Source organism: Chryseobacterium tagetis, from assembly GCF_016735585.2.
GTDB classification, from domain to species: domain Bacteria; phylum Bacteroidota; class Bacteroidia; order Flavobacteriales; family Weeksellaceae; genus Chryseobacterium; species Chryseobacterium tagetis.
This window is the reverse complement of the sequence record NZ_JAERSE020000002.1, coordinates 62,330-84,463: the sequence shown is the minus strand read 5'-3', so window position 1 is coordinate 84,463 and position 22,134 is coordinate 62,330. Positions and strand designations below refer to the sequence as shown.

Annotated in this window: 17 protein-coding genes; 8 read left to right on the top strand and 9 right to left on the bottom strand. The window is 35.2% G+C overall.

What is annotated here, in order from left to right; translation table 11 throughout:
* Window positions 1-38: 38 nt before the first annotated feature.
* The gene (locus JI747_RS05670) at window positions 39-1,457 is read right to left on the bottom strand and encodes a lipopolysaccharide biosynthesis protein (protein WP_225686911.1); all 1,419 of its coding nucleotides are present in this window, start codon (window positions 1,455-1,457) and stop codon (window positions 39-41) included.
* A gap of 148 nt (window positions 1,458-1,605) precedes the next feature.
* On the opposite strand from JI747_RS05670, the gene JI747_RS05665 reads away from it, so the two are divergent.
* A complete protein-coding gene (locus tag JI747_RS05665) occupies window positions 1,606-2,943 on the top strand; it encodes a dihydroorotase (RefSeq protein WP_225686909.1) in 1,338 nt (445 codons plus the stop codon).
* 152 nt (window positions 2,944-3,095) lie between these two features.
* On the opposite strand, the gene JI747_RS05660 is transcribed toward JI747_RS05665, so the two are convergent.
* Window positions 3,096-3,698 carry an FMN-dependent NADH-azoreductase gene (locus JI747_RS05660; protein WP_225686908.1) on the bottom strand — a complete coding sequence of 201 codons (603 nt, stop codon included), beginning with the start codon at window positions 3,696-3,698 and terminating at the stop codon, window positions 3,096-3,098.
* A gap of 112 nt (window positions 3,699-3,810) precedes the next feature.
* Here JI747_RS05660 and JI747_RS05655 point away from each other — a divergent pair, with 112 nt between their 5' ends.
* Window positions 3,811-4,218 (top strand): winged helix-turn-helix transcriptional regulator, encoded by a 408-nt coding sequence (locus JI747_RS05655; RefSeq protein WP_225686907.1) that lies wholly within the window; start codon window positions 3,811-3,813, stop codon window positions 4,216-4,218.
* Window positions 4,219-4,322: 104 nt separating this feature from the next.
* Here the strand turns inward: JI747_RS05655 and JI747_RS05650 are convergent, their stop codons facing one another.
* From JI747_RS05650 to JI747_RS05630, 5 genes are all read right to left on the bottom strand, one after another.
* On the bottom strand, window positions 4,323-5,219 hold the full coding sequence (locus JI747_RS05650) for a helix-turn-helix domain-containing protein (protein ID WP_225686906.1): 897 nt from the start codon (window positions 5,217-5,219) through the stop codon (window positions 4,323-4,325).
* Window positions 5,220-5,320: 101 nt separating this feature from the next.
* The gene (locus tag JI747_RS05645; RefSeq protein ID WP_225686905.1) at window positions 5,321-6,328 is read right to left on the bottom strand and encodes an aldo/keto reductase; all 1,008 of its coding nucleotides are present in this window, start codon (window positions 6,326-6,328) and stop codon (window positions 5,321-5,323) included.
* 299 nt (window positions 6,329-6,627) lie between these two features.
* Entirely contained in the window at window positions 6,628-8,925 is a 2,298-nt protein-coding gene (locus tag JI747_RS05640) for a GH92 family glycosyl hydrolase (RefSeq protein ID WP_225686904.1), read from the bottom strand.
* Window positions 8,926-9,010: 85 nt separating this feature from the next.
* The gene (locus JI747_RS05635) at window positions 9,011-9,691 is read right to left on the bottom strand and encodes a response regulator transcription factor (protein WP_225686903.1); all 681 of its coding nucleotides are present in this window, start codon (window positions 9,689-9,691) and stop codon (window positions 9,011-9,013) included.
* 18 nt (window positions 9,692-9,709) lie between these two features.
* A complete protein-coding gene (locus tag JI747_RS05630) occupies window positions 9,710-10,957 on the bottom strand; it encodes a sensor histidine kinase (RefSeq protein ID WP_225686902.1) in 1,248 nt (415 codons plus the stop codon).
* 165 nt (window positions 10,958-11,122) lie between these two features.
* Between JI747_RS05630 and JI747_RS05625 the strand changes: the two genes are divergently transcribed.
* The 4 genes from JI747_RS05625 (at window position 11,123) to JI747_RS05610 (ending at window position 15,609) form a co-directional block, all read left to right on the top strand.
* Complete coding sequence (locus JI747_RS05625; RefSeq protein ID WP_225686900.1) at window positions 11,123-11,536, top strand: DUF1573 domain-containing protein; 414 nt, start codon at window positions 11,123-11,125, stop codon at window positions 11,534-11,536.
* Between the two features lie 164 nt (window positions 11,537-11,700).
* Window positions 11,701-12,582 carry an SDR family oxidoreductase gene (locus JI747_RS05620; protein ID WP_225686898.1) on the top strand — a complete coding sequence of 294 codons (882 nt, stop codon included), beginning with the start codon at window positions 11,701-11,703 and terminating at the stop codon, window positions 12,580-12,582.
* Window positions 12,583-12,656: 74 nt separating this feature from the next.
* A complete protein-coding gene (locus JI747_RS05615) occupies window positions 12,657-14,609 on the top strand; it encodes a M1 family metallopeptidase (protein ID WP_225686897.1) in 1,953 nt (650 codons plus the stop codon).
* A 172-nt stretch (window positions 14,610-14,781) separates the two neighbouring features.
* Window positions 14,782-15,609: an endonuclease/exonuclease/phosphatase family protein gene (locus tag JI747_RS05610; RefSeq protein WP_225686896.1), complete on the top strand. Its 828-nt coding sequence runs from the start codon at window positions 14,782-14,784 to the stop codon at window positions 15,607-15,609.
* Window positions 15,610-15,616: 7 nt separating this feature from the next.
* Here JI747_RS05610 and JI747_RS05605 read toward each other — a convergent pair whose 3' ends face one another.
* A complete protein-coding gene (locus JI747_RS05605; RefSeq protein ID WP_225686895.1) occupies window positions 15,617-16,303 on the bottom strand; it encodes a response regulator transcription factor in 687 nt (228 codons plus the stop codon).
* Window positions 16,293-17,606, bottom strand: a complete 1,314-nt coding sequence (locus JI747_RS05600; RefSeq protein ID WP_225686894.1) for a sensor histidine kinase — start codon at window positions 17,604-17,606, stop codon at window positions 16,293-16,295. The genes JI747_RS05605 and JI747_RS05600 overlap by 11 nt, the downstream gene beginning before the upstream one ends.
* A gap of 126 nt (window positions 17,607-17,732) precedes the next feature.
* Between JI747_RS05600 and JI747_RS05595 the strand changes: the two genes are divergently transcribed.
* Window positions 17,733-20,102: an outer membrane beta-barrel family protein gene (locus JI747_RS05595; protein WP_225686893.1), complete on the top strand. Its 2,370-nt coding sequence runs from the start codon at window positions 17,733-17,735 to the stop codon at window positions 20,100-20,102.
* A gap of 107 nt (window positions 20,103-20,209) precedes the next feature.
* Entirely contained in the window at window positions 20,210-22,075 is a 1,866-nt protein-coding gene (locus JI747_RS05590) for a M1 family metallopeptidase (protein WP_225686892.1), read from the top strand.
* Window positions 22,076-22,134 lie beyond the last annotated feature (59 nt).

Sequence of the window (22,134 nt, the reverse complement as noted above, 5' to 3'; positions counted from 1 at the left end):
CTTTTTAAATATTTGTTTAAAATTGAAAAAGATCAAATTTATCTTTTGATTCTTGATAACAACATATCTTTTTCGGAGTAAATTAAAGCTCCTGCATAAACTAAGAATAATAAATTTCCGACCCATATATTATAATCGAAAAATTCTACGATTACGTAGCTAAAAACAGCTAAAAGTAAAATGAAAAAAGAAATTTTCTTCATTCTATAAGGAATAGGGTAGTATTTCTGACCTAACCAATATGAAAGGATCATCATCGAAAAATAGGCAGCTAAAGTTACCCAAGCGGACACCATGAAACCATAAGTCTTTAAAAGAGTTAAGTTTAAAACAATCGTGATAATGGCTCCTGTCCAGGAAATATAGGTGCCGACTCTTGTTCTGTCGGTTACTTTATACCATGTGGAAAGATTGTAATAAATTCCGAAGAATAAATTTGCAATAACAATAATTGGAATGATGTTAATCGCAATCCAGTAAGAACTGTTTGGAACCAATAATAGCTTTATCCAAGAAACATTAGCAATAATGCCCAATGCTACTATTGATGCGAAGAATGAAAAATATTCCGTTACTTTTGCATATGTTTTTTTAGCGTTTTCATTATTCATTTGTTTAAAGAAAAAAGGCTCAATTCCCATTCTGTAAGCGGTTACAAAAAGGGTCATCAGAACGGCCATTTTATAACATCCACCATAAGCACCAGCGTCAGAATCTTCAATTAAAAACCGTTGAATGAATTTATCAAAATTTTCATTGACCATAAATGCCAAACCAGCAATCATAATGGGCCAGGAATATTTGATCATTTGAAGAAAAAGATCTTTTGAAAACTGGAGTTTTACTTTTAAAATAACGGGAACAACCAATAAAACACCGACAAAACTTGCAGCCAAATTACTGTAGAAAGGATACGAAACCTTTTCTTTCATCCCTAATTTCAGAGAAAGCTCCTGAGGAATATAAAGAAATAGAGCAATCGCAAAAGCACTTTGGAAAACGGCCTGTATAACTCTTACTGCCGTATATTTTACAGGTCTGTTATGGAATCTGAACCACGCCAAAGGAATCACCAGAATATTATCAAAGAAAGCAATCCATGCGAACCAGCGGATAAATTCCGGAGTATTTGAATAATCAAAAAGATCGGCAATGGGTTGGTTAAATAATAAGACTAAGATTAAGAAAACAGTTGATAACCCTGTCAAAAACCAAAAAGAAGTATTGAAGACTTTTTGTTCATTTTCTTTATCTGATGAAAATCTAAAATAGGCTGTTTCAAAACCGAAAGAAAGAACGATGTTAACGAATGATATCAGTGCATATAGGTTGGTAAAGATGGCAAACGCACTGTTATCAATATTTTTAATAAATAAATAATTAAGTAAAACGACAATTATCCTCGGCATTATCGCCCCAATTCCATATATAATAGTCTCGTTGAGAAGTTTTTTCAAGATGTGAAATTTTATGCAAATGTAAATATTTAGAAATTGATTTTTAACCAGTGATATTAAAATTCATTCATAAATCTTAATTTTGCTTAAAATGAAAATCCACCGGAATCTCGGAAATAGAATCTGGTATAAAAATCTAAAAAAGTAAATGAAGACCTTAATCAAAAATGTAAAAATCGTCAACGAAGGCAAAATTGTTGAAGGTGATATTTTAATTGAAAATGATTTAATTTCCAAAATAGATTCCCAAATTTCTGAAGGAGCAGATCAAGTCATTGATGCCTCAGGAAAATATCTTTTGCCGGGAGTTATTGATGATCAGGTGCATTTTCGTGAGCCGGGTTTGACGCATAAAGGGGATATTGAAAGTGAATCAAGAGCTGCAATTGCAGGAGGAACAACTAGTTTTATTGAGCAGCCAAATACAGTTCCGAATGCAGTAACTCAGGAATTATTGGCCGATAAATATGAAATTGCTTCTCAAAAATCATTCGCCAATTACGGGTTTATGATGGGAGGAACCAATGATAATTTGGAAGAAGTCTTAAAAACAAATCCGAGAAATGTTCCGGGAATCAAATTATTTCTAGGTTCTTCTACAGGAAATATGTTGGTTGACAATCCCGAAACATTGGAAAATATTTTTAGCAATACCAAGATGCTGATTGCGGTTCACTGTGAAGATGAAGCTACAATCAGAGCCAATACTCAAAAATATCTGGATGAATATGGAGAAGATATTCCTGTGAAATTTCATCATCTGATCAGAAGTGAGGAAGCATGTTATAAATCTTCTTCAAAAGCGATTGAACTGGCGAAAAAAACTGGAGCAAGACTTCACGTTTTTCATTTATCAACGGCCATTGAGACTGAACTTTTCAGAAATGATATTCCTTTAAAAGATAAAAAAATAACAGCAGAAGTTTGTGTTCACCATTTGACATTCACAAATGAAGATTATGAAACGAGAGGAGGATTAATTAAATGGAATCCTGCTGTAAAAACTCAGAAAGATAAAGACGGACTTTGGGAAGCGTTGCTTGATGACAGAATTGATGTAATTGCAACCGACCACGCTCCCCATACTTGGGAAGAAAAACAGAATGTGTATACAAAATGCCCTTCAGGAGCGCCATTGGTACAACATTCTTTGGTCGTAATGTTGGAAAATTACAGAAACGGGAAAATTTCTTTGGAAAGAATCGTTGAAAAAATGGCTCATAATCCTGCGATTTTATTCAGAATTGAAAAGAGAGGATTCATCAGAGAAGGCTATAAAGCCGATTTGGTTTTGGTAGATTTAAATGAAGACTGGACGGTAGAAAAAGAAAATGTTCTTTACAAATGTGGTTGGAGCCCACTGGAAGGAATGAATTTCCATTCTAAAGTGACGCATACTTTTGTTAACGGAAATCTGGTTTTTGAAAACGGTAACATTAATGAAGAAAAATTCGGAGAGCGCTTGCTTTTTGAAGTGAAAGAATAATATTAATAGAAGCGGGCTTTAGCCCGCTTTTTTATTTTGAAATCTTTAGTCTAAATTTAAATCCCGCAGATTGAGCAAATTTTGCGGATAACTACATTAAAAAAATCTGCATTATCTGCTCAATCTGCGAGAGAAAATTATCTAACAGTTAATTAAGCAATGACAATGCTTTCAATACCTTTTTCCAATGCTGTATCCTGAAGATGCGGCAATCCTAGACCTTCCGCACGGAAAACACTTATATCAGTAATTCCGATAAAGCCAAGGACGCTTTTCAGATACGGAACCACGAAATCATAAGACTGATAATCGCCTTCAGAAAATACAGAACCACTGGCAACAGCGATATACGCTTTTTTGTTTTTTACTAACCCTTCAAAACCGTTTTCAGAATATTGGAATGTCATTCCGCCGCGGGCAATGTGGTCGATATAGGCTTTCAAAGTTGAAGGAATTCCAAAATTGTAAATAGGAACAGAGATTACGATAATATCGGAAGCGTGAAGTTGTTCAATTGCTTCATCGGATCGTTTTACGGCCTCATTTTGTGCCGGAGTTCTGTTTTCTGCTGGAATAAACCATGAATCAACCTGTTCTTCTCCCAAATGCGGAAACGGATTTTTCAGTAAATCCAATGTGGTAATGGCATGTTCCGGATAGGCTGCCTGTAGCTTTTCTTCTATAGCAGTTCCTAATGTTCTGCTTGCTGATCCATTTGTTCTTGGACTTGAAATAATGTGAAGTATGTTTTTCATTTTTTTTGATTAAAATTTCTTTAGCAAAATTATGTATATTTGCTTTTGAAAAGTTAGTAGTGAACAAAAGGTTAGTAGTAACTTTTTGGTTAGTTATTTAAAAATGAATGTTATGGAAAATCCAATCAATACTTCCGTTGAAATTCAAGATGCTCCTTGCAGAGCCAATTGCAGTGAAAATCTTTCTGCTGTAGAAGATGCAATTTATGTAATCGGAGGAAAGTGGAAGCTGAAGATCATTATTGTTTTACAGGAACTGGGAAATGTCCGTTTTAATGAATTACAGAGAATGATTTCAGGAATTTCGGCAAAGGTTTTATCAAACGAGTTGAAAGACTTAGAGCTGAATGGCTTTGTAAAAAGAGTTGTGCATGCGGAACAGACACCTGTTGTGGTAGAATATATTTCTACAGATTACAGCCGTACTTTAAAAACAGTGATTATGTCACTTTCTGAATGGGGAAGAAAGCATAAGAGTAATATCAGAGAAGATGTTTTTGAAAATACTTCGGTCAGATAAAATAGAGTGACGTTTAAAGGGATTTTAATTTAAACTCTCGCAGATTTAGCAGATGATGCAGATTTTTTAATATAATTATCTGCTCAATCAACGGGAGAAATATTTTAATTAAAAGACTGCCGGAATTCCAAAGGCGACATATTCGTTTTCTTTTTAAACAGCGTACTGAACGATTGTGAATGCTCAAAACCGAGTTCATAAGCAATTTCACTCACCGATAATTCTGTTGTTGAAAGTTTTTCTTTTGCCTTGCTGATCAGCTTTTCATGAATGTGTTGCTGGGTATTTTGTCCGGTGTGAACACGTAACAAATCACTTAAGTAATTAGGCGAAAGGTTCATTGCTTCGGCAATCTGATGAACAGTTAGAAGACCTTTTTCAGAAGATTCTTTATCAAAATACTCATTAAGATAAGTTTCAAATTTTGTCAGCAGCTGATGGTTTCCACTTTTTCGGGTGATGAACTGTCTCTCGTAAAAACGTTTGGAATAATTCAGTAGCAACTCAATTTGCGACAAAATAATTTCTTGGGTGTGATGATCGATATGTTGACATTCTTTGTCAATTTTATACATGATTTCAAGCAGATCATTTTCTTCATCTTCAGATAAATGCAACGCTTCATTCACGGCATAAGAGAAAAATCCGTAAGAAGAAATCGTTTTAGCTAAAGTATGTTTCAGCAGAAAATCTTCATGAAAAATCAAAAGATACCCCGTGTTTTCACATTCCATTGTTTTTAGATCCAGATACTGAACCTGACTGGGAGCGGTAAAGCTTAGGACTCCTTTATCGTAATCGTAATGCTGCTGACCGTATTTTATTTTTCCTTTGGCATTCCGTTTCAGGGCAACACAATAATACCTGCTTACAAACCCTTTCCAGATATCATCTTCAATAAAAATACTTTCAGAAAGATTGATGACACTTACCATCGGATGCTTTGGCTCGGGAAGAGAAAGCAGTTTATGAAATGCTGAAATAGATTGTATAGTGTTCATTACTGTAAATTTTGAAGGAGAATTTTTAAGCAGTTTTTATAGAAACCTCATAGATTTTCAAAATCTATGAGGTTTTGATCTTAAATAGTTAAAGTTACGGATTAATAATCCAATAATCCCATACTGAATTCATCATAAGGAGCGCCTGTATCTGTTCCCAAAGGTACGATACTCTCCAATTTCTGAAGTTCTGCTTCGGTTAATTCGATTTTTGAAGCATCAATATTTTGTTCCAGATATTTTCTGCGTTTTGTTCCAGGAATAGGAAGAATTCCTTTGCTGATAATCCAGGCCAAAGCTAATTGAGAAGATGTGATTTCTTTTTCTTTCGCCATATTTTCAATCGCTTCCACCAATTCAATATTTTTTTGGAAATGTTCTCTTTGAAAACGGGGTATTCCTCTTCTGAAATCATTTTCCGGCAAATCATTTATAGTTTTGATATTTCCGGATAAAAATCCTCTTCCTAATGGAGAATAGGCAACAAAGCCAATTCCTAATTCGTTTAATGTTTTAATAACTCCTTTCTCTTCAACGGTTCTTTCAAATAAAGAATATTCACTTTGTACTGCAGAAACCGGATGAACAGCGTGTGCTCTTCTTACCGTTTCAGAAGATACTTCTGACAAGCCGATATAACCGATCTTTCCCTCTTTTACCAGATCGCTCATTGCTTCCACAGTTTCTTCAATAGGGGTGTTTTTATCGAGACGATGCATATAATACAAATCAATATAATCTGTCTTTAAGTTTTTCAAAGAACGTTCGACAGATTTTTTTACATAATCTTTATTCCCTTTGATTTTCCAGGTGATCTGATCGTTGTCATCAATTTCCCAACCAAATTTTGTAGCGATGATATATTGGTCACGATTTCCTTCAATCGCTTTTGCAATCAACTGTTCATTTATGAAAGGACCATATAAGTCTGCAGTGTCCAGAAAATTTCCACCCAATTCCAAAGAGCGGTGAATGGTTGCAATAGCTTCTTTCTCGTCGGATTTGCCATACATATCTACATCGCCAAAACCTGTCATTCCCATACATCCTAAACCAATATTGGGAACTACTAATCCCTGATTTCCTAATTTTACCTGATTCAATTTCATATCGTTAAATTTTATTGATACAAAATTCAGCAGAAATTAAAAACCGGATGTATGCAAAATGACGATTGTCGTATGCAAATTACAGATTGTGCATTATTTATAACATAATGATCTGCGTAATCAGCCAAATCTGCGAGAGATAAAATGATAAATGGAGATTTAGAACAGTTAATAATAAGTATAAAACAGAATTATCTATTAAATTCAAAGGGAGATTAACACACAATATTGTCATTCCGTAGGAATCTAGGCAGTCCTAATTATTTTGCTTAGATTCCTACGTAGTGACAAGAGGTAGTTTATTTTCTTGGTTTTGAACCCATATAAAAGCTCAAATTTCCACCATTCATAATATCAGAATGCTTCAAGGTGAAATTCCTGATCTCTTTTCCGTTCAAAAGAATTTTCTGAACATATACATTTTTTGGACTTTGATCAATGGCTTCAATTTCAAATGTTTTTCCGTTTTCTAGATTTAAAACCGCATGATCAATAGCGGGACTTCCAATGGCGTAATCTTCGGATCCGGGAGCAACAGGATAAAAACCTAGCGAGCTCAAAATATACCAGGCGCTCATTTGTCCGGTATCATCATTTCCTCCCAATCCGTCAGGAGTCGCTTTGTATTGCATTTCCAGAATATGACGAATCTGTGCTTGAGTTTTCCAAGGCTGTCCTGCCCAATTGTAAAGGTAGGCAACATGATGTGCAGGTTCATTTCCGTGAACATATCCGCCGATAATTCCTTCTCTCGTAATATCTTCAGTATCTGCGAAAAATTCGTCCGGTAAATGCATGGTGAACAGTTCATCCAGTTTTGAAGCGAATTTTTTCTTTCCACCCATTAAACCAATAAGTTCATCCGGATTTTGAGGAACAAAGAAACTGTAATTCCATGAGTTTCCTTCAATAAAACCTTGTCCATGAGTACTTAATGCATTAAAATCTTTCTTAAAACTTCCATCTGCCAAACGGGGGCGCATAAACCCGACGGTTGCATCAAAATTGTTTTTCCAGTTTTCAGAACGTTTGATAAATTGATTGTAAATTTCGGTTTCGCCCAAATGTTTGGCTAACTGAGCAATTGCCCAGTCGTCATAGGCATATTCCAGAGTGTTGGAAACTGAAGTTCCATTTTTCTCGGCAGGAATATATCCCAGATCGATATATTGTCCGATTCCTTCATAGTCTCTTTTGTTGGCCGTTGCGACACAGGCTTTCAACGCTTCTTTTGCATCACCATCATAATTTCCTTTAATAATGGCATCTGCAACCACACTTACACTGTGATAACCACTCATGCACCAGTTGTCATTTGCATAATGTGACCAGATCGGAAGCATTTTCATAGAAAACTGATCATAATGAGCTATCATCGATTTCACCATATCACCGTTTCTTTTAGGTTGAATGATGTTGAAGAAAGGATGAAGCGCACGATACGTATCCCAAAGGGAAAACGTTGTATAGTTTGTGAAATTTTCTGCTTTATGGGTATTCTGATCCAAGCCTTTATATTCTCCGTTTATATCATTATAAGTGGTCGGATTGATAAAAGTATGGTACATGGCGGTATAAAAGTTCGTTTTCTCGGTTTCAGAACCTTTAATGACAATTTTATTTAATTCTTTATTCCAGGTTTCCTGTGTTTGTGCTTTTATCTGATCAAAAGATAGATTTCCAGCTTCTTTTTCCAGATTTTCCAGTGCGTTGGTTTGGCTTACTGGTGAAATTGCTAGTTTAACTTCAATCGCCTCATTCTCTTTGGTATCAAAATCAAAATAAATTTTCAGGTTTTTTCCTGCGATTTCCGGAAAGTTTTTGGACTGATCAAATTTTCTCCAAAACCCATTATATACTTGCTTTCCGTCATAGTTTTTCTGACCGTAAGATTTAAAAGGCTTTGAAAATTTCATCGCAAAATAAACCGTTCTCGTTCTCGCCCATCCATTGGTCTGTCGGTATCCGGTAATGATGTTTCCGTTTTCTACACGAACATAGGTCCAGACGTTTTTCCCGTCATAATTATAAATTCCGGCCATCAGATCCAGAATAATGTGCGCCTGATCAGATTTCGGGAAAGTATATCGATGAACTCCGACTCTTGTTGTTGAGGTAAGTTCTGCTAAAATATTGTAGTCATCAAGCTTTACTTTATAATATCCGGCTTCTGCTTTTTCATTCTGGTGAGAAAATCTGCTTCTGTATCCGTTTTCAGGATGAGTTGCCATTCCTGGATTCAGCTGTAGTTTTCCCACGGTAGGCATTACTAAGAAATCTCCCAGATCAGAATGTCCTGTTCCGCTGAAATGGGTTGAACTGAAACCTGTAATCGTTTTGTCTTCGTAGCGGTAACCTGCACAATATTTATACACTTCACCATTATATTTTCCGTTCAGTTCGTAAGAAATGGTATCTGTTTCGGGACTTAACTGTACGGCTCCGAACGGTGTTGTCGCACCGGGATAGGTGTGTCCCATTTTTTCTGTTCCTATCAGAGGATTTACATATTGATAAAGTTTTTCAAATTTCTGAGCTTTACCATGTAAACTAAAACATAATAAAAGAAGAAAAATAGGAGTTCCTGACCTTTTCATGGATGAATATTTTTTCAAAAAGTAAATGTATATAAATTCAAAAGAACAATGAGCTATTCTTTTTTTGATGTAAACCAGTGAAGATTTATTTTTCGGAAAAACGGAAACCGATCCCATGAATATTCTCAATCATAATACTCTGTTCATCGACAAAAATTTTCCTTAATCTTGAAATAAAAACATCGAGGCTTCGTCCCATAAAATAATCGTCATCGCCCCAAATCGCTTTCAGAATATCCTGTCTTTTAAGCACTGTATTTTTATTGCGAATAAAATATAAAAGCAATTCCGATTCTCTTTGGGTGAGTGTTATTGTATTTTCCAGAGTCTGTAACGTGTAGTTTTTGGGATCGAAATCATATTGCCCCACTTTATATTTTTGAGGAGCTGGTTCTGTTTTCTTTGAACGTTTCAGGAAAACTTCAATTTTCAGGATCAGCTCTTCAATGCTGAAAGGCTTTACCAAATAATCATCCGCACCGATCTTTAATCCTTTAATTCGATCTTCTTTTAAAGCTTTTGCAGAAATAAAAATAATAGGAATTTCAGAATTTTTGCTGCGGATATATTCTGCCAGTTCAAAACCGTTCATTTCCGGCATCATTATATCTAAAAGGCAAATGTCGAAACTTCCTTTATTAAATGCTTCCATGGCTGATTTTCCATCGGGATAGCATGAAATATCATAATAGCTTTCCAGGCTGTCCTGAACCAGAAAAGCGATTGTGTTGTCGTCTTCGGCATATAAAATTTTAGATTTCTCCATGTATTGCACCTTAATTATTTAAAATGGTAAAAACAGAGAGGTGGTAATTCCTTTATCGCTGTTATTTTCAACTGAAATCTTCCAGTTGTGTTGCTGAACGATCTTTTTTACATAAAATAAGCCCAGTCCGAAACCATTTACCTCATCACTTTTCTTTGTATTTACCCGGTAAAATTTATCAAAAATATGAGGAATGTTTTTAGCAGGAATTCCGATCCCGTTGTCTTTAAACTTTAAATATAAGCCTTTTGAATCTTTAAACGAAGAAATAGTAATAACAGGATTGGTTTCACAATATTTAATGGAGTTATCTAAAATATTGTAAATGATATTACTAAAGTGGAATTCATCGGCAATAATAGAAATGTTACTGTCGATATTTATTTCAATAGAAAGGTTTTCATTCTTGTGTTTTACATTGTTTACAATCTCCTGAATGAAAGGAAGCAAAATGATTCTCTGAGGCTTTAATGATAAACCTGAAGCATCATTTTTAGCAATATTCAATATTTTTTCAATGTGATTATTGAGCTTATGACTTTGATCGGTAATAATGGAAGTATAGGTTTGTAATTTAGGATCTCCTTTTACCTGATCCTGCTTTGTCAATGCTTCGGAAGCTAAAAGAATAGACGAAAGAGGAGTTTTAAACTCATGCGTCATATTATTAATAAAATCTCGCTGCAACTCTGAGAATTTTTTCTGCTGGATAATCGTGTAAATCGAATAGACATACACCAACAAAATAATAATTAAAGCGAATGTCAGTAAATACCAAAAACGGAGCGAGCTGATCAGGTACGTTGTCTTATCAGGAAACCGGATAGAAAAATAATAAACCAGATTTTTATGTTTCGGAAATTGAATGACCTTATAATTCGGGGGTTCCTGATTTTTAGAAATGAATTTCCCATACATCATTTTGTCACTATGACAATTGTATAAAGCGTATACGTAATTGGTATTGATCTGAAAACGGGTAAATTCTGTTTTTAAATAATGTTCTAAAACGGCAGGGTGAAATTCATTATTAATATTAACTACGTAATAATCATTAGAAATATTCTGGACAGGATTTTCCGCAAAAGAAGTTTTTCCACCGGAAAGCTTTTCCACCACTTCCAGTAATGCAATATTTACTTTTTGATTGAATTTTTGATCTTCTAAATTATAAGCTTGTCGGGTCCATAAGAGTTGGGTTATCAGAATTCCGATAATCGCTACAAACCCGAGAGTTATGATAATATTAAGTCTTTTTATTTCCATTTTGCAGAAACAATATTATCCAAAAATATCTATTAAATTTTGATCATTAACAACTTATTAACAAATGTTTGAAAGCAATTAACAAGTTGTATTCATATTCATCTTACATTTGCTTCATCGAAAGAAATAATCATCAGCTTTTTATAATTATTAAAATTTATACTCATGAAAAATTTAAAAATTACAGCACTTTTGGCAGTTTTAGCATGCTCTCCGTTTTATGCAAACGTATTACCAACTGACAATTCACCAGTAGTAAGAGTACTTGCAGATGCCATCAAATGGAAATCAGAATCTATTGACGTTGGAAATATTCCTCAGGGAAAGCCAAAAGCAATCAGATTCGAATTTACAAATACATCTAATAAGCCAATCGTTATTGAAAATGTAGCGCCATCTTGCGGATGTACAACTGCTGATTATACAAAAACTCCAATCCTTCCGGGGAAAAAAGGATTTGTAGAAGCTAGTTACAATGCAGCAAATGCAGGAGCGTTTATGAAAACAGTTAATGTTACTACAAGTGACAGCAAAACTCCAAAAACTCTTTCTTTCAAAGGAACAGTTGTTGCTTCTTAATTAATTTAATCTTGTTCAATATAAAACAGCCTGATGAATTTTCGTCAGGTTGTTTTGTTTTTTATCCGTACTTATTCAAAAACAATTATTTGTTGCATCATTTCTTGATACATTTTACAGATTAGCGTTTCAATATTTATTATTTTTAAGAAAAAATAAAACGTATGAATCTTTATACACAACCGATGCTGCGTGAAGACGCACTGAAAGATAAAGTAGCCATCGTAACAGGAGGAGGAAGCGGTCTTGGAAAAGCAATGACTAAATATTTCCTTCAATTGGGCGCAAAAGTGGTGATCACTTCAAGGAATTTAGAAAAATTACAAGGGACAGCCAAAGAACTGGAAGATGAAACCGGAGGAAAAGTTCTTTGTATAGCTTGTGACGTAAGAAACTGGGATGAGGTGGAAGCAATGAAAGAAGCTGCTTTAAAAGAATTCGGAAGAATTGATATTTTATTGAATAATGCGGCAGGAAATTTTATCTCTCCAACAGAAAGATTAACCCATTCCGCTTTTGATTCTATTTTAGATATTGTTTTAAAAGGAACAAAAAACTGTACCCTTTCTATCGGGAAACATTGGATCGATTCAAAAACTCCGGGTACGGTTTTAAATATTGTTACGACTTATTCTTGGACAGGTTCTGCATACGTAGTTCCATCTGCCTGTGCAAAAGCGGGCGTGTTGGCTATGACAAGATCTCTTGCCGTAGAATGGGCAAAATATGGAATCCGTTTTAATGCAATTGCTCCGGGACCTTTCCCTACAAAAGGAGCTTGGGACAGATTGCTTCCGGGAGATCTGCAGGAAAAATTTGATATGAAGAAAAAAGTTCCGTTGAGAAGAGTAGGAGAACATCAGGAATTGGCAAATTTAGCTGCTTATTTAGTTTCGGATTATTCTGCTTACATGAATGGAGAAGTGGTAACGATTGATGGTGGAGAGTGGTTGCAGGGTGCAGGAGAATTCAATATGCTTGAAGACATTCCTCAGGAAATGTGGGATGCTTTGGAAGCAATGATTAAAGCTAAAAAATCAAATTGATTTAAAAGTGATATTAATTCCCCGGATTTGTAACGATTCCGGGATTTTTTTTACCTATTATAAAAAGAATTTCAATGAACTTTAAACTTCCAACCCTTATTTCAGCCGTTGCCGTTGCTCTTTTTGCGCAGCCGACATATGCTCAGGAATCACCAAAATATGATTATGTAGAAGTATTTAAGCCATTTTTCTACCCACAAACCGGGACTGCAACCAGATCGGCAAGCGGACAGCCGGGACATGCATATTGGCAAAATTCTGCAGATTATCATCTGAATGTAAGCCTTAATGAAGCTAAAAATGAAATTGCCGGAACTGCAGAGATTACGTATACGAACAATAGTCCGGACAGGATGGGTTTTCTATGGCTGCAGCTGGATCAGAATTTATTTGAAAAAAACTCAAGAGGAAATGCTGTAGTACCTATGTCGGGAAGCAGAAATGGAGCTCATGGTGAAGAATTTGAGGGAGGATATAAAATAAAGTCTGTAAAATATAACGGGAAAGACGTAAAGTATACCATCACGGATACCAGAATGCAGATCGACCTTCCTGAAGAGCTTAAACCTAACGGCGGAGTGGCAAAAATAAAAATTGAATATACTTTCCTTTCTCCACAATACGGATCTGACAGAATGGGAATACAGGATACCAAGAATGGGAAAATCTTCACGATGGCTCAATGGTATCCAAGAATGTGTGTGTATGATGATGTTTTGGGATGGAATACATTGCCTTATCTTGGAGCTTCTGAATTCTATCTGGAATATGGAAATATTACAGCCAACATCACCGTTCCTGCCAATCAATATGTAGTTGCTTCCGGAGAATTGCTGAATGCAAAAGAAGTGTACACAAAAGAAGAAAATAAAAGATGGGAAGAAGCCAGAAACAGTGACAAAACAGTAATGATCCGCCCAGAATCCGAATTGGGTAAAAATCAGTCAACAGGAACAAAAACATGGAAATTTAAAATTAATCAGACAAGAGATTTTGCATGGGCATCTTCTTCAGCGTTTATTTTAGATGCTGCGAGAATTAATCTTCCGAGCGGTAAAAAATCTGTGGCAATTTCGGCATATCCTGTAGAAAGTGCAGGAGAAAAAGCTTGGGGAAGATCAACGGAATATACAAAGGCAGCGATCGAGCATTATTCATCGAAATGGTATGAATATACATATCCCGCTGCAACCAATGTTGCAGGAAATGAAGGAGGAATGGAGTATCCGGGAATTGTTTTCTGCCATATGAACTCTAAAGGAGGTGATCTTTGGGGGGTTACAGATCATGAGTTCGGGCACAATTGGTTCCCGATGATCGTAGGTTCCAATGAAAGATTATTTGCTTGGATGGATGAAGGTTTTAATACTTTTATCAATGAACTTTCCACAGAAGCGTTCAATAAAGGAGAGTATTATGAAAAGAAAAATATTGCCCAAATGGGAGGTTTTCTGATGAATGATAATTTCGAGCCGATCATGGTAGGACCGGATAATATGAAAGAAAGAAGCATCGGTGTTTTAGCATATTATAAACCGGGTCTTGGACTGGAAGTGTTAAGAAATTCGATTCTTGGACCTGAGAAATTCGATAAAGCATTCAGAACGTATATCGATCGTTGGGCTTTCAAACATCCTACCCCTTGGGATTTTTTCCATACGATGGAAAATGTTTCCGGAGAAGAGCTTAGTTGGTTCTGGAGAGGCTGGTTTATCAATAAATGGAAAATCGATCAGTCTGTAAAAAATGTAAAGTATGTAAATGATGACTTTAAAAACGGAGCGCAGATTACGGTTGAAAACCTAGGACAATTACCGATGCCTACAACGGTTCAGGTGAAATTTAAAGACGGAACGGAACAAATTGTAAAATTACCGGTAGAAGTCTGGAAACGAAATACGGAATGGACCTTTAAAATCAATTCAACCAAAGAAATTGCTCAGGTAAAACTGGACCCTAATTCTCAGATTCCTGATGTGAACCTTAAAAACAACAGCTGGAGTTCTGATGATCAGTCTGGCAAATAAAAAGTGATTTAAAAAAAGGTTCAGAGGAATTTAATTGACTAAATAAAAATAATTCAGATATTTAGGCTCCGGAAAATTTTCCGGAGTTTTTTTGTTTATATAATAAATCCGCATTCATTGCTTCTTTGTGAGACATTTGTTTTATTTTTGTTTAACTTTTTAATTAAGAATAATGAAATTTAAATTTTCAGGACTATTGGTATTACTTTTCATCCTCAATTTTTCTCAGGATCTGAAAGTAATGAGTTTCAACATCAGGCTTCAGGTAGAATCGGATAAAGATAATGCCTGGACGCAGAGGAAGCAGGATGCTATCGATTTAATGAGCTATTATCATCCCGATTATTTCGGAGTGCAGGAAGCCCTTCCTCAGCAAATGAAAGACATTAAAAACGGGTTGAAAAACTATGATTATGTAGGAGTAGGAAGAGATGATGGAAAAGAAAAAGGAGAGTTTTCGGCTATTTTCTATGATACCAACAGACTTCAGGTGATCAATTCCGGAACATTCTGGTTGTCTGAAACTCCTGAGAAACCTTCAAAAGGTTGGGATGCAGCTTACAACAGAGTGTGTACATATGCTGTTTTCAAAGACAAGAAGTCTAAAAAAGAATTTATGGCGCTTAATCTTCACTTCGATCACATCGGAAATGTGGCAAGAGTGAAATCTGCGGATTTAATTTTAAAGAAGATCAAAGAAATTAATCCTAAAAACTTACCGGTAACGTTGAGTGGTGATTTCAATTTAACAGATGATAGCGAACCTATTAAAATACTTTCTCAGAATTTAACGGATTCTTTTTATCATTCAGAAACCAAACATTATGGACCTGTAGGAACATTCACAGATTTTAATGTAAACGAAGTTCCCAAAGAAAGAATCGACTATATTTTTGTAAAAGGATTCAAAATAAAATCTCACAGACATATCAACGACAGAAGAGAAAATTTACTGTATCCGTCGGATCACTTCCCGGTGTTGGTAGACCTTTCTTTTTAAATAAAGATTAGTTCGTCGGAAAATCTATTTCAAATCCAATTCCTCTCAGGGATTGGATTTTGATTTCAGGGTCATTGATGAAATATTTTCTTAGTCTGCTGATAAAAACATCAAGGCTTCTTCCCGTAAAATAATCATTGGTTTCCCACAGATTATTCAGAATATCCTCTCTTTTTATTGTTTTTTGATTGTGTTTTAAAAGATAAAGCAAAAGCTGCTGTTCACGGATCGTTAAGCGAATATTTCCGTCTTGATGAGAAAGGAGAAGTTTTTCCGTATCTAAAAAATAATTTCCAATCTTTACTTGCGTTTCTGTAGTTGTGGATAACGTTCTTTTAAGAATATTCTTAATTCTCAAAATAAGCTCTTCAGGATCGCAGGGTTTGGAAATATAATCGTCGGCTCCGATTTTTAAACCTGTTAACCGATCGATTTTTTGATTTTTTGCAGTTAAAAACAGGATGGGAAAATCAGGTTTCTCCTTCAAAATCATTTTAGCCAGTGAAAATCCGTCAATATGAGGCATCATGATATCCAAAATCCCAATATGAAAAGAAAAATCAGACTTTAAAATCTCTGTAATATCTTTGGGGTTCTGAAACCAAGCGACTTCAAAATCCTCCAGTTCCAGATACTGCTTCAGGATCATTCCGAAATCGGAATCGTCTTCTGCTAAAAGGATCTTAATTTTCATAGGGTAAATTTATTTTAAAAAGAGTTCCTTCTTTGGGTTGAGAAATGACCTCAATCTTTCCTCTGTACTGATCGATGATTTTTTTTACGAAATACAGTCCTAATCCCAATCCTTTCGTATTATGAATATTATTCGATTGAATTCTGTAGAACTTTTCAAAGATATTTTTAAGCTCTTTCTTCTCTATACCTTCACCGTTATCAGAAATCTCTATCGTAAGATTCTCGTGAAGATCCAGAATGTTGATCTTTACTGAAGAAGCTCCATATTTTACACTGTTTTCACAAAGATTTTTAATGATGGTTTCCAAAAGGCTTTTATCAAACGGAAGCTCTTTCTCAACCTTGATTTCAGAATCAAATGTAATCTCCGGATAGGTAAAGGCTAAATCCTGAATAAAAAAATCCCAGTCTTCAGGTTTAATCAAAAGGATCTCTCCTGCTTCATCCTTGTGAAGCTGCTGCATAAGGCTTTCCAGACGGCTGATCTGTCGGTCTATCAGAGGAAGGGTTTCAGGATTCCAGTCTTTTTTCAAAGCTTTTGCTGCAATTTTCAGCGTGGCAATAGGCGTTTTAAATTCATGCGAAATATTGTCAACTACCGTATGAAGAACTTCTACCTGTTTCTGTTGTTTGATTAAATTCTTAACCGTGAAAATAAAGAGGGCTAAAACACTTGCAAGCAGTAAAAAGCAGCATGAAAAAAGCAAAATAAGCTCTTTAAATACGATAGTTTTAATATTTAAAATTTCAAATTCAGTAATGCTTTCAACCAGAAAAGAATCTCTTTTGTTGAATTGACCATCTGTAGTAGATGTAGAAGAGGTTTCCCATTTTCCCGAACTTGCAATCCCTGTTTTTTTTAATTTATTCTTTGTTTCATATAAAATAACAGGTTTATCGATGAGCGGAGTTTTTTCAGGAAGAGAGAGGATGGAAGTATATTGAATTTTGGCAGCGATTTTATAACCTTCCTTTTTAAAATGGTTGTCTATATACTTACTTATTTGGGGTTCTGTGTTTCTTTTGTTTTGCTCAAAATACCCCAGAAACTCTTTTTTGCTGATTTTTTTATCGCGGTATTTAATAAAAATTCTTTGCAGATCATCTTCAATAGAAACATCTTTTACTTTACTTACTTCTTCCAGTTTGTCGGTGTAGTTTGTCAAACCTTGATGGATCGTTCTGTAGATATCCCGTTCTTTTACCAGATACGTTTTATACATGAAATAGACCTGGATCCCCAACAACAGGAGAAAAAGGAAGGCAAACAGCGAAATAAGATATTTACTTTTAGAAATCATTAAAACAAAGATAAAAATTTAGTCTTTTCCTAATGGATATTAACCCGCCATTAACCTTCTGTTAACCGAAATTCTTGATAACAATATGGAATTTTGCTTCATAATAATTCCGTAAAAAATTAGAAGATGTATAAAATTATTTTATTTCTGTGTTTCCCGGTTTTACTGTTTTCACAAAAACAAAGAATTGAAGGAACGGTTTCCAATGCTGAACAGAAAAAACTGTCCTCTGTAACTGTTGAAGTGTATGATTCTCAAAATATATTGATCAAAACACTAAATACTGATACTCAAGGAAATTTTATATTGGAAGGGATTTCCGCAAATCCAATAAAAATAACGGTTAAAAATCCGGAATACGAGTATTTCGAAAAGAGTTTTGATATAGAACAACAGCCAACACTTGATATTGTTTTAAAAAGTAATCAGAAAGATATTGAAGAGGTTACTTTGATCAAAAAGAAGCCTGTAGTGAAAAGAAAGGTCGACAGATTAGAATTCAATGTGGAAAACAGCAATATTTCTTCGCTCAATGCCTGGGAAATCCTGAAAAAAACGCCAAATGTAACCGTGAATAATGATGTTTTGGCGGTGAAAGGAGGTACTGGGATCTTAGTCACGATCAATGATAAAAAAATAATGCTGACAGGCGATGAACTGAAAAATCTGCTTGAAAATACACAGGGTGATGAGGTGAAATCTGTTGAAGTTATCACAAATCCGCCCGCAAAATATGAAGCTCAGGGAAGCGCGGTCCTGAATATTGTAATGAAGAAAAATAAGATCGAAGGATATCGTGGCGTAATCTCTTCAAAATATGTTCAGACGCAATATGCAAAAGGAAATGTAGGAATTTCCCAGTATTATAAAAAAGATAAGCTTTCGGTGATGGGAAGTTATTACAGAGGAGCAGGAACGTATTTCCGTGAGGGAACAGATTATGTGAATTATCAGGAAGATCAGACGAGATGGATCAGTACCATGAACAGAAAGGATAAAAACAACAACCAGAATACGGTCAATTTTAATATTGAATACGAAGCAGACAGTCTCACGAATATAAGCCTCAATTATTCCGGATATTTCAGTCCGAAATCTTTCGGGACGTACAATGTACCTACTTTGATTTATAATAATCAGAATATAGCGGAATCGAATTATCTTACGATTAATGATCATTATTCAAGAAGCATCAACAATTCACTAAGCTTTCAGGTCGACAGAAAGTTAAACAAAAACAGTAGTCTCAGCTGGATTAATTATTTTACCGGAAATAATTCCCGGAAATATCAGAATGTTCTGACGTATCTCGATTTTGTTAATCAGACACCGGAAGAAAGAAATTTTTTAACAAATAATAAAAGTAATATTCAGCTTTATTCCACGCAGCTTGATTATCAGTGGAAAAAGGATAAATTCGAACTGGAGTCGGGAGTGAAATACAGTTTTGTGAAAACAAACAGTCAATTGGATTTCTCGGATAATGAAAACGGACAGTTTGAATACAGACCTGCAAAAAGCAATATTTTTGATTACAAGGAACAAAATTTTGCGCTTTATTCTTCTCTTGCCTATAATCTTGATAAATGGAGTTTCAAAGGGGGGCTTCGTGCGGAAATGACAGACTTGGAAGGGGTGGTTTCAGAACCTCATGAGATCAATAAAAATAATTACTGGAGCTTATTTCCAACAGCTTATGTACAATATACAACTGAAAATAAGCAGGAATTCGGATTTTCATATGGAAAAAGAATTAGCCGGCCTTCCTATTCTTGGCTGAATCCTGCTAAATCTTATTATAACCTGTTCTCTTATTTTCAGGGAGATCCCAAACTGAAAGCGACCATTATCCATAATCTGAACCTCACTTATTCGTGGAAAGAATGGAATGTGGATCTTTATTACAGAAAAGAGCTCTATCCGTCGATGGAAATTTCCTTTCAGGAACCGAGCTCGAATAATCTGATCTATTACTTTACCAATATTGAAAAAGGGCAGGCTTATGGATTGAGTTTATATAAGAATTTTCAGGTTAAACCTTGGTGGAATTTAGTTCTTTCAGAGAATCTGGAACACAATGAGAATTATTTCAAAGGAGTAGATGATATTCTTTATAAGAACAAAGTCTGGAACTGGGTTTCCAGTATTTCCACCTCTTTTACACTGGATAAAGACAGTGACTGGAAAATGGAAGTGGGGCACAATTATTACTCTCCTGGAATACAGGGAACATTCAGGATCTCGGAATGCTGGTCTGCTTATTTTGTGATGAACAGAAAATTCTTCAATAAAAAACTGGAGGCAAGCTTTGTGTTTAATGATATTTTCAGAACCATGAAACAGACAATAAGTACCAAATATGCGAATCAGGATAATTACTTTTTGGATTATCAGGATACACAGGGTTTTACGTTTTCTTTAAAATTCAATTTCGGAAACCAGTCTGTGAAAAATGTTAAGACCATCAAGAAAACAGATGAACAAGAGCGTCTGTAACATATTAATAAAGAATTATTTTCATTAAATACTCTCTATAACTGAATGAATATGCTTTCTATGTCACATTTTCCTTAATTTTGACACTAATTAATAAAATTAGGAATATGAAACAGTTTCTTTCTGGGCTATTAATGATCGTTACCTTGCAGCAGGTTTCTGCTCAGGATCTTTATATGCCGAGAAATATAAAAAAGGCGTATGAAAACGGAACGAGAAGTATGTCGGGAGCGCCGGGGAAAAACTATTGGCAAAATAAAGGGATTTACAATGTTGAGGTAAAAGTGGATGGCGCAACGAAAATAGTTTCCGGAAAAGAAACGATCGTTTACAGCAATAACAGTCCGAATGACCTGAATGACCTGGCTATACGATTTGTGAATAACTTGCACAAACCTCAGTCGCCGAGATCAGGATTTGTTTCCAAAGACTTTTTATCATCAGGATTAAACATCAAATCATTCATTGTAAATGGTGAAAAATATAACATCAATAGCGATGATTGGGGAACGGTAGAGAAAGTCAAACTGAATTCTGTTTTAAAATCAAAGTCAAAAGCTGAAATTAAAATAGAGTGGGAGTATCCTCTTTCTGTTCAAAGCGGAAGAGAAGGGCAGATTGATCCTGAGACATTTTATGTAGCTTATTCTTTCCCGAGAGTTTCTGTTTATGATGATTACAATGGTTGGGATATGCTTCCGCATTCAGACAGACAGGAGTTTTATAATGACTTCAATGATTATTCGTTTGCGATTACGGCTCCGAAAAATTATGTAGTCTGGGCAACCGGAGATTTTCTCAATCCAGAGGCGGTTCTTCAGCCGGAATACCTGAAAAGATATAAAGCTTCTTTAAAAAGTGATAAAGTAGTGAACATTGCCTCTGAACAGGAAATGAAATCGGGGAAAGTCACGAAACCGAATAAATGGAATGTATGGAAATTTAAAGCCAATCATATTACCGATTTTTGTTTTGCTTTAAGTAAACATTACACTTGGGATGCAGCAAGTGTACAGCTGAAAACAAAAAGAGTAAGTGTTCAGTCAGGATATAAAAACGGAGCCAAAGACTTTGAACATTATGTAGACTGGATGAGGTATAATCTGGACTGGTTTTCCAAAAACTGGCCGGGTGTTGAATATCCATATAATGCAATGACCGCCATTCAGGGATATGCAGATATGGAATATCCTATGATGATCAATGATACAAGTATTCCTGATGATCTTCAGGATGCACGATTAACGGCAGATCACGAAATTGCACATACCTATTTCCCTTTTTATATGGGAATTAATGAAACACGCTATGCCTTCATGGATGAAGGTTGGGCAACCACTTTAGAATATCTGATCGGAATTGATGAAAACGGAGAAGCAGCTGCACAGGAATTTTACAAAAACTTCCGTGTAAAAAGATGGATTAATGATCCTTCTTCAGAGCAGGATCAGCCGATTATTACAATGAGCACTCAGGTAAGTGGAGCAGGGTACGGAAACAATTCTTATGTAAAGGCTTCTTTATCTTACCTGGCTCTGAAAGACTATTTAGGAGATGAGTTATTTAAAAAAGCACTCCATCACTATATGGATAACTGGAACGGGAAACATCCGATTCCATGGGATTATTTTAACTCAATGAATACCGGATCCGGTAAGAATTTGAATTGGTTCTTTAATAACTGGTTCTACACCAACAATTATATTGATTTAAAAATAGGAGCTGCAGCGCAGCAAAATAATCTTCTCTCCGTCAGGGTAGATAACGTAGGTGGTTTTGCCATTCCTTTTGATGCAAAAATCAAATATGAAGACGGTGATGTGGAAACCCTTCATTTTTCTCCTTCTGTTTGGGAAAAAGATCAGACAAAAACTGTTCTTACGATTCCTATCAAGAAGAAAGTGAAATCAATCAATTTAGATGGTGGTCTTTTCATGGATTACACACCGGATAATAATTCAAAAAACTTATAAATAAAAAGCCTGAGAATTTCTCAGGCTTTTTCTGTTTTAGGCTTCAATTAAAAGAAGAA

What these genes read in the sequence shown, in the direction of transcription:
- JI747_RS05665 (WP_225686909.1), top strand. Translation starts at nt 1,606, where the DNA reads ATGAAGACCTTAATCAAAAATGTAAAAATCGTCAACGAAGGCAAAATT.
- JI747_RS05660 (WP_225686908.1), bottom strand. Translation starts at nt 3,698, where the DNA reads ATGAAAAACATACTTCACATTATTTCAAGTCCAAGAACAAATGGATCA.
- JI747_RS05655 (WP_225686907.1), top strand. Translation starts at nt 3,811, where the DNA reads ATGGAAAATCCAATCAATACTTCCGTTGAAATTCAAGATGCTCCTTGC.
- JI747_RS05650 (WP_225686906.1), bottom strand. Translation starts at nt 5,219, where the DNA reads ATGAACACTATACAATCTATTTCAGCATTTCATAAACTGCTTTCTCTT.
- JI747_RS05645 (WP_225686905.1), bottom strand. Translation starts at nt 6,328, where the DNA reads ATGAAATTGAATCAGGTAAAATTAGGAAATCAGGGATTAGTAGTTCCC.
- JI747_RS05640 (WP_225686904.1), bottom strand. Translation starts at nt 8,925, where the DNA reads ATGAAAAGGTCAGGAACTCCTATTTTTCTTCTTTTATTATGTTTTAGT.
- JI747_RS05635 (WP_225686903.1), bottom strand. Translation starts at nt 9,691, where the DNA reads ATGGAGAAATCTAAAATTTTATATGCCGAAGACGACAACACAATCGCT.
- JI747_RS05630 (WP_225686902.1), bottom strand. Translation starts at nt 10,957, where the DNA reads ATGGAAATAAAAAGACTTAATATTATCATAACTCTCGGGTTTGTAGCG.
- JI747_RS05625 (WP_225686900.1), top strand. Translation starts at nt 11,123, where the DNA reads ATGAAAAATTTAAAAATTACAGCACTTTTGGCAGTTTTAGCATGCTCT.
- JI747_RS05620 (WP_225686898.1), top strand. Translation starts at nt 11,701, where the DNA reads ATGAATCTTTATACACAACCGATGCTGCGTGAAGACGCACTGAAAGAT.
- JI747_RS05615 (WP_225686897.1), top strand. Translation starts at nt 12,657, where the DNA reads ATGAACTTTAAACTTCCAACCCTTATTTCAGCCGTTGCCGTTGCTCTT.
- JI747_RS05610 (WP_225686896.1), top strand. Translation starts at nt 14,782, where the DNA reads ATGAAATTTAAATTTTCAGGACTATTGGTATTACTTTTCATCCTCAAT.
- JI747_RS05605 (WP_225686895.1), bottom strand. Translation starts at nt 16,303, where the DNA reads ATGAAAATTAAGATCCTTTTAGCAGAAGACGATTCCGATTTCGGAATG.
- JI747_RS05600 (WP_225686894.1), bottom strand. Translation starts at nt 17,606, where the DNA reads ATGATTTCTAAAAGTAAATATCTTATTTCGCTGTTTGCCTTCCTTTTT.
- JI747_RS05595 (WP_225686893.1), top strand. Translation starts at nt 17,733, where the DNA reads ATGTATAAAATTATTTTATTTCTGTGTTTCCCGGTTTTACTGTTTTCA.
- JI747_RS05590 (WP_225686892.1), top strand. Translation starts at nt 20,210, where the DNA reads ATGAAACAGTTTCTTTCTGGGCTATTAATGATCGTTACCTTGCAGCAG.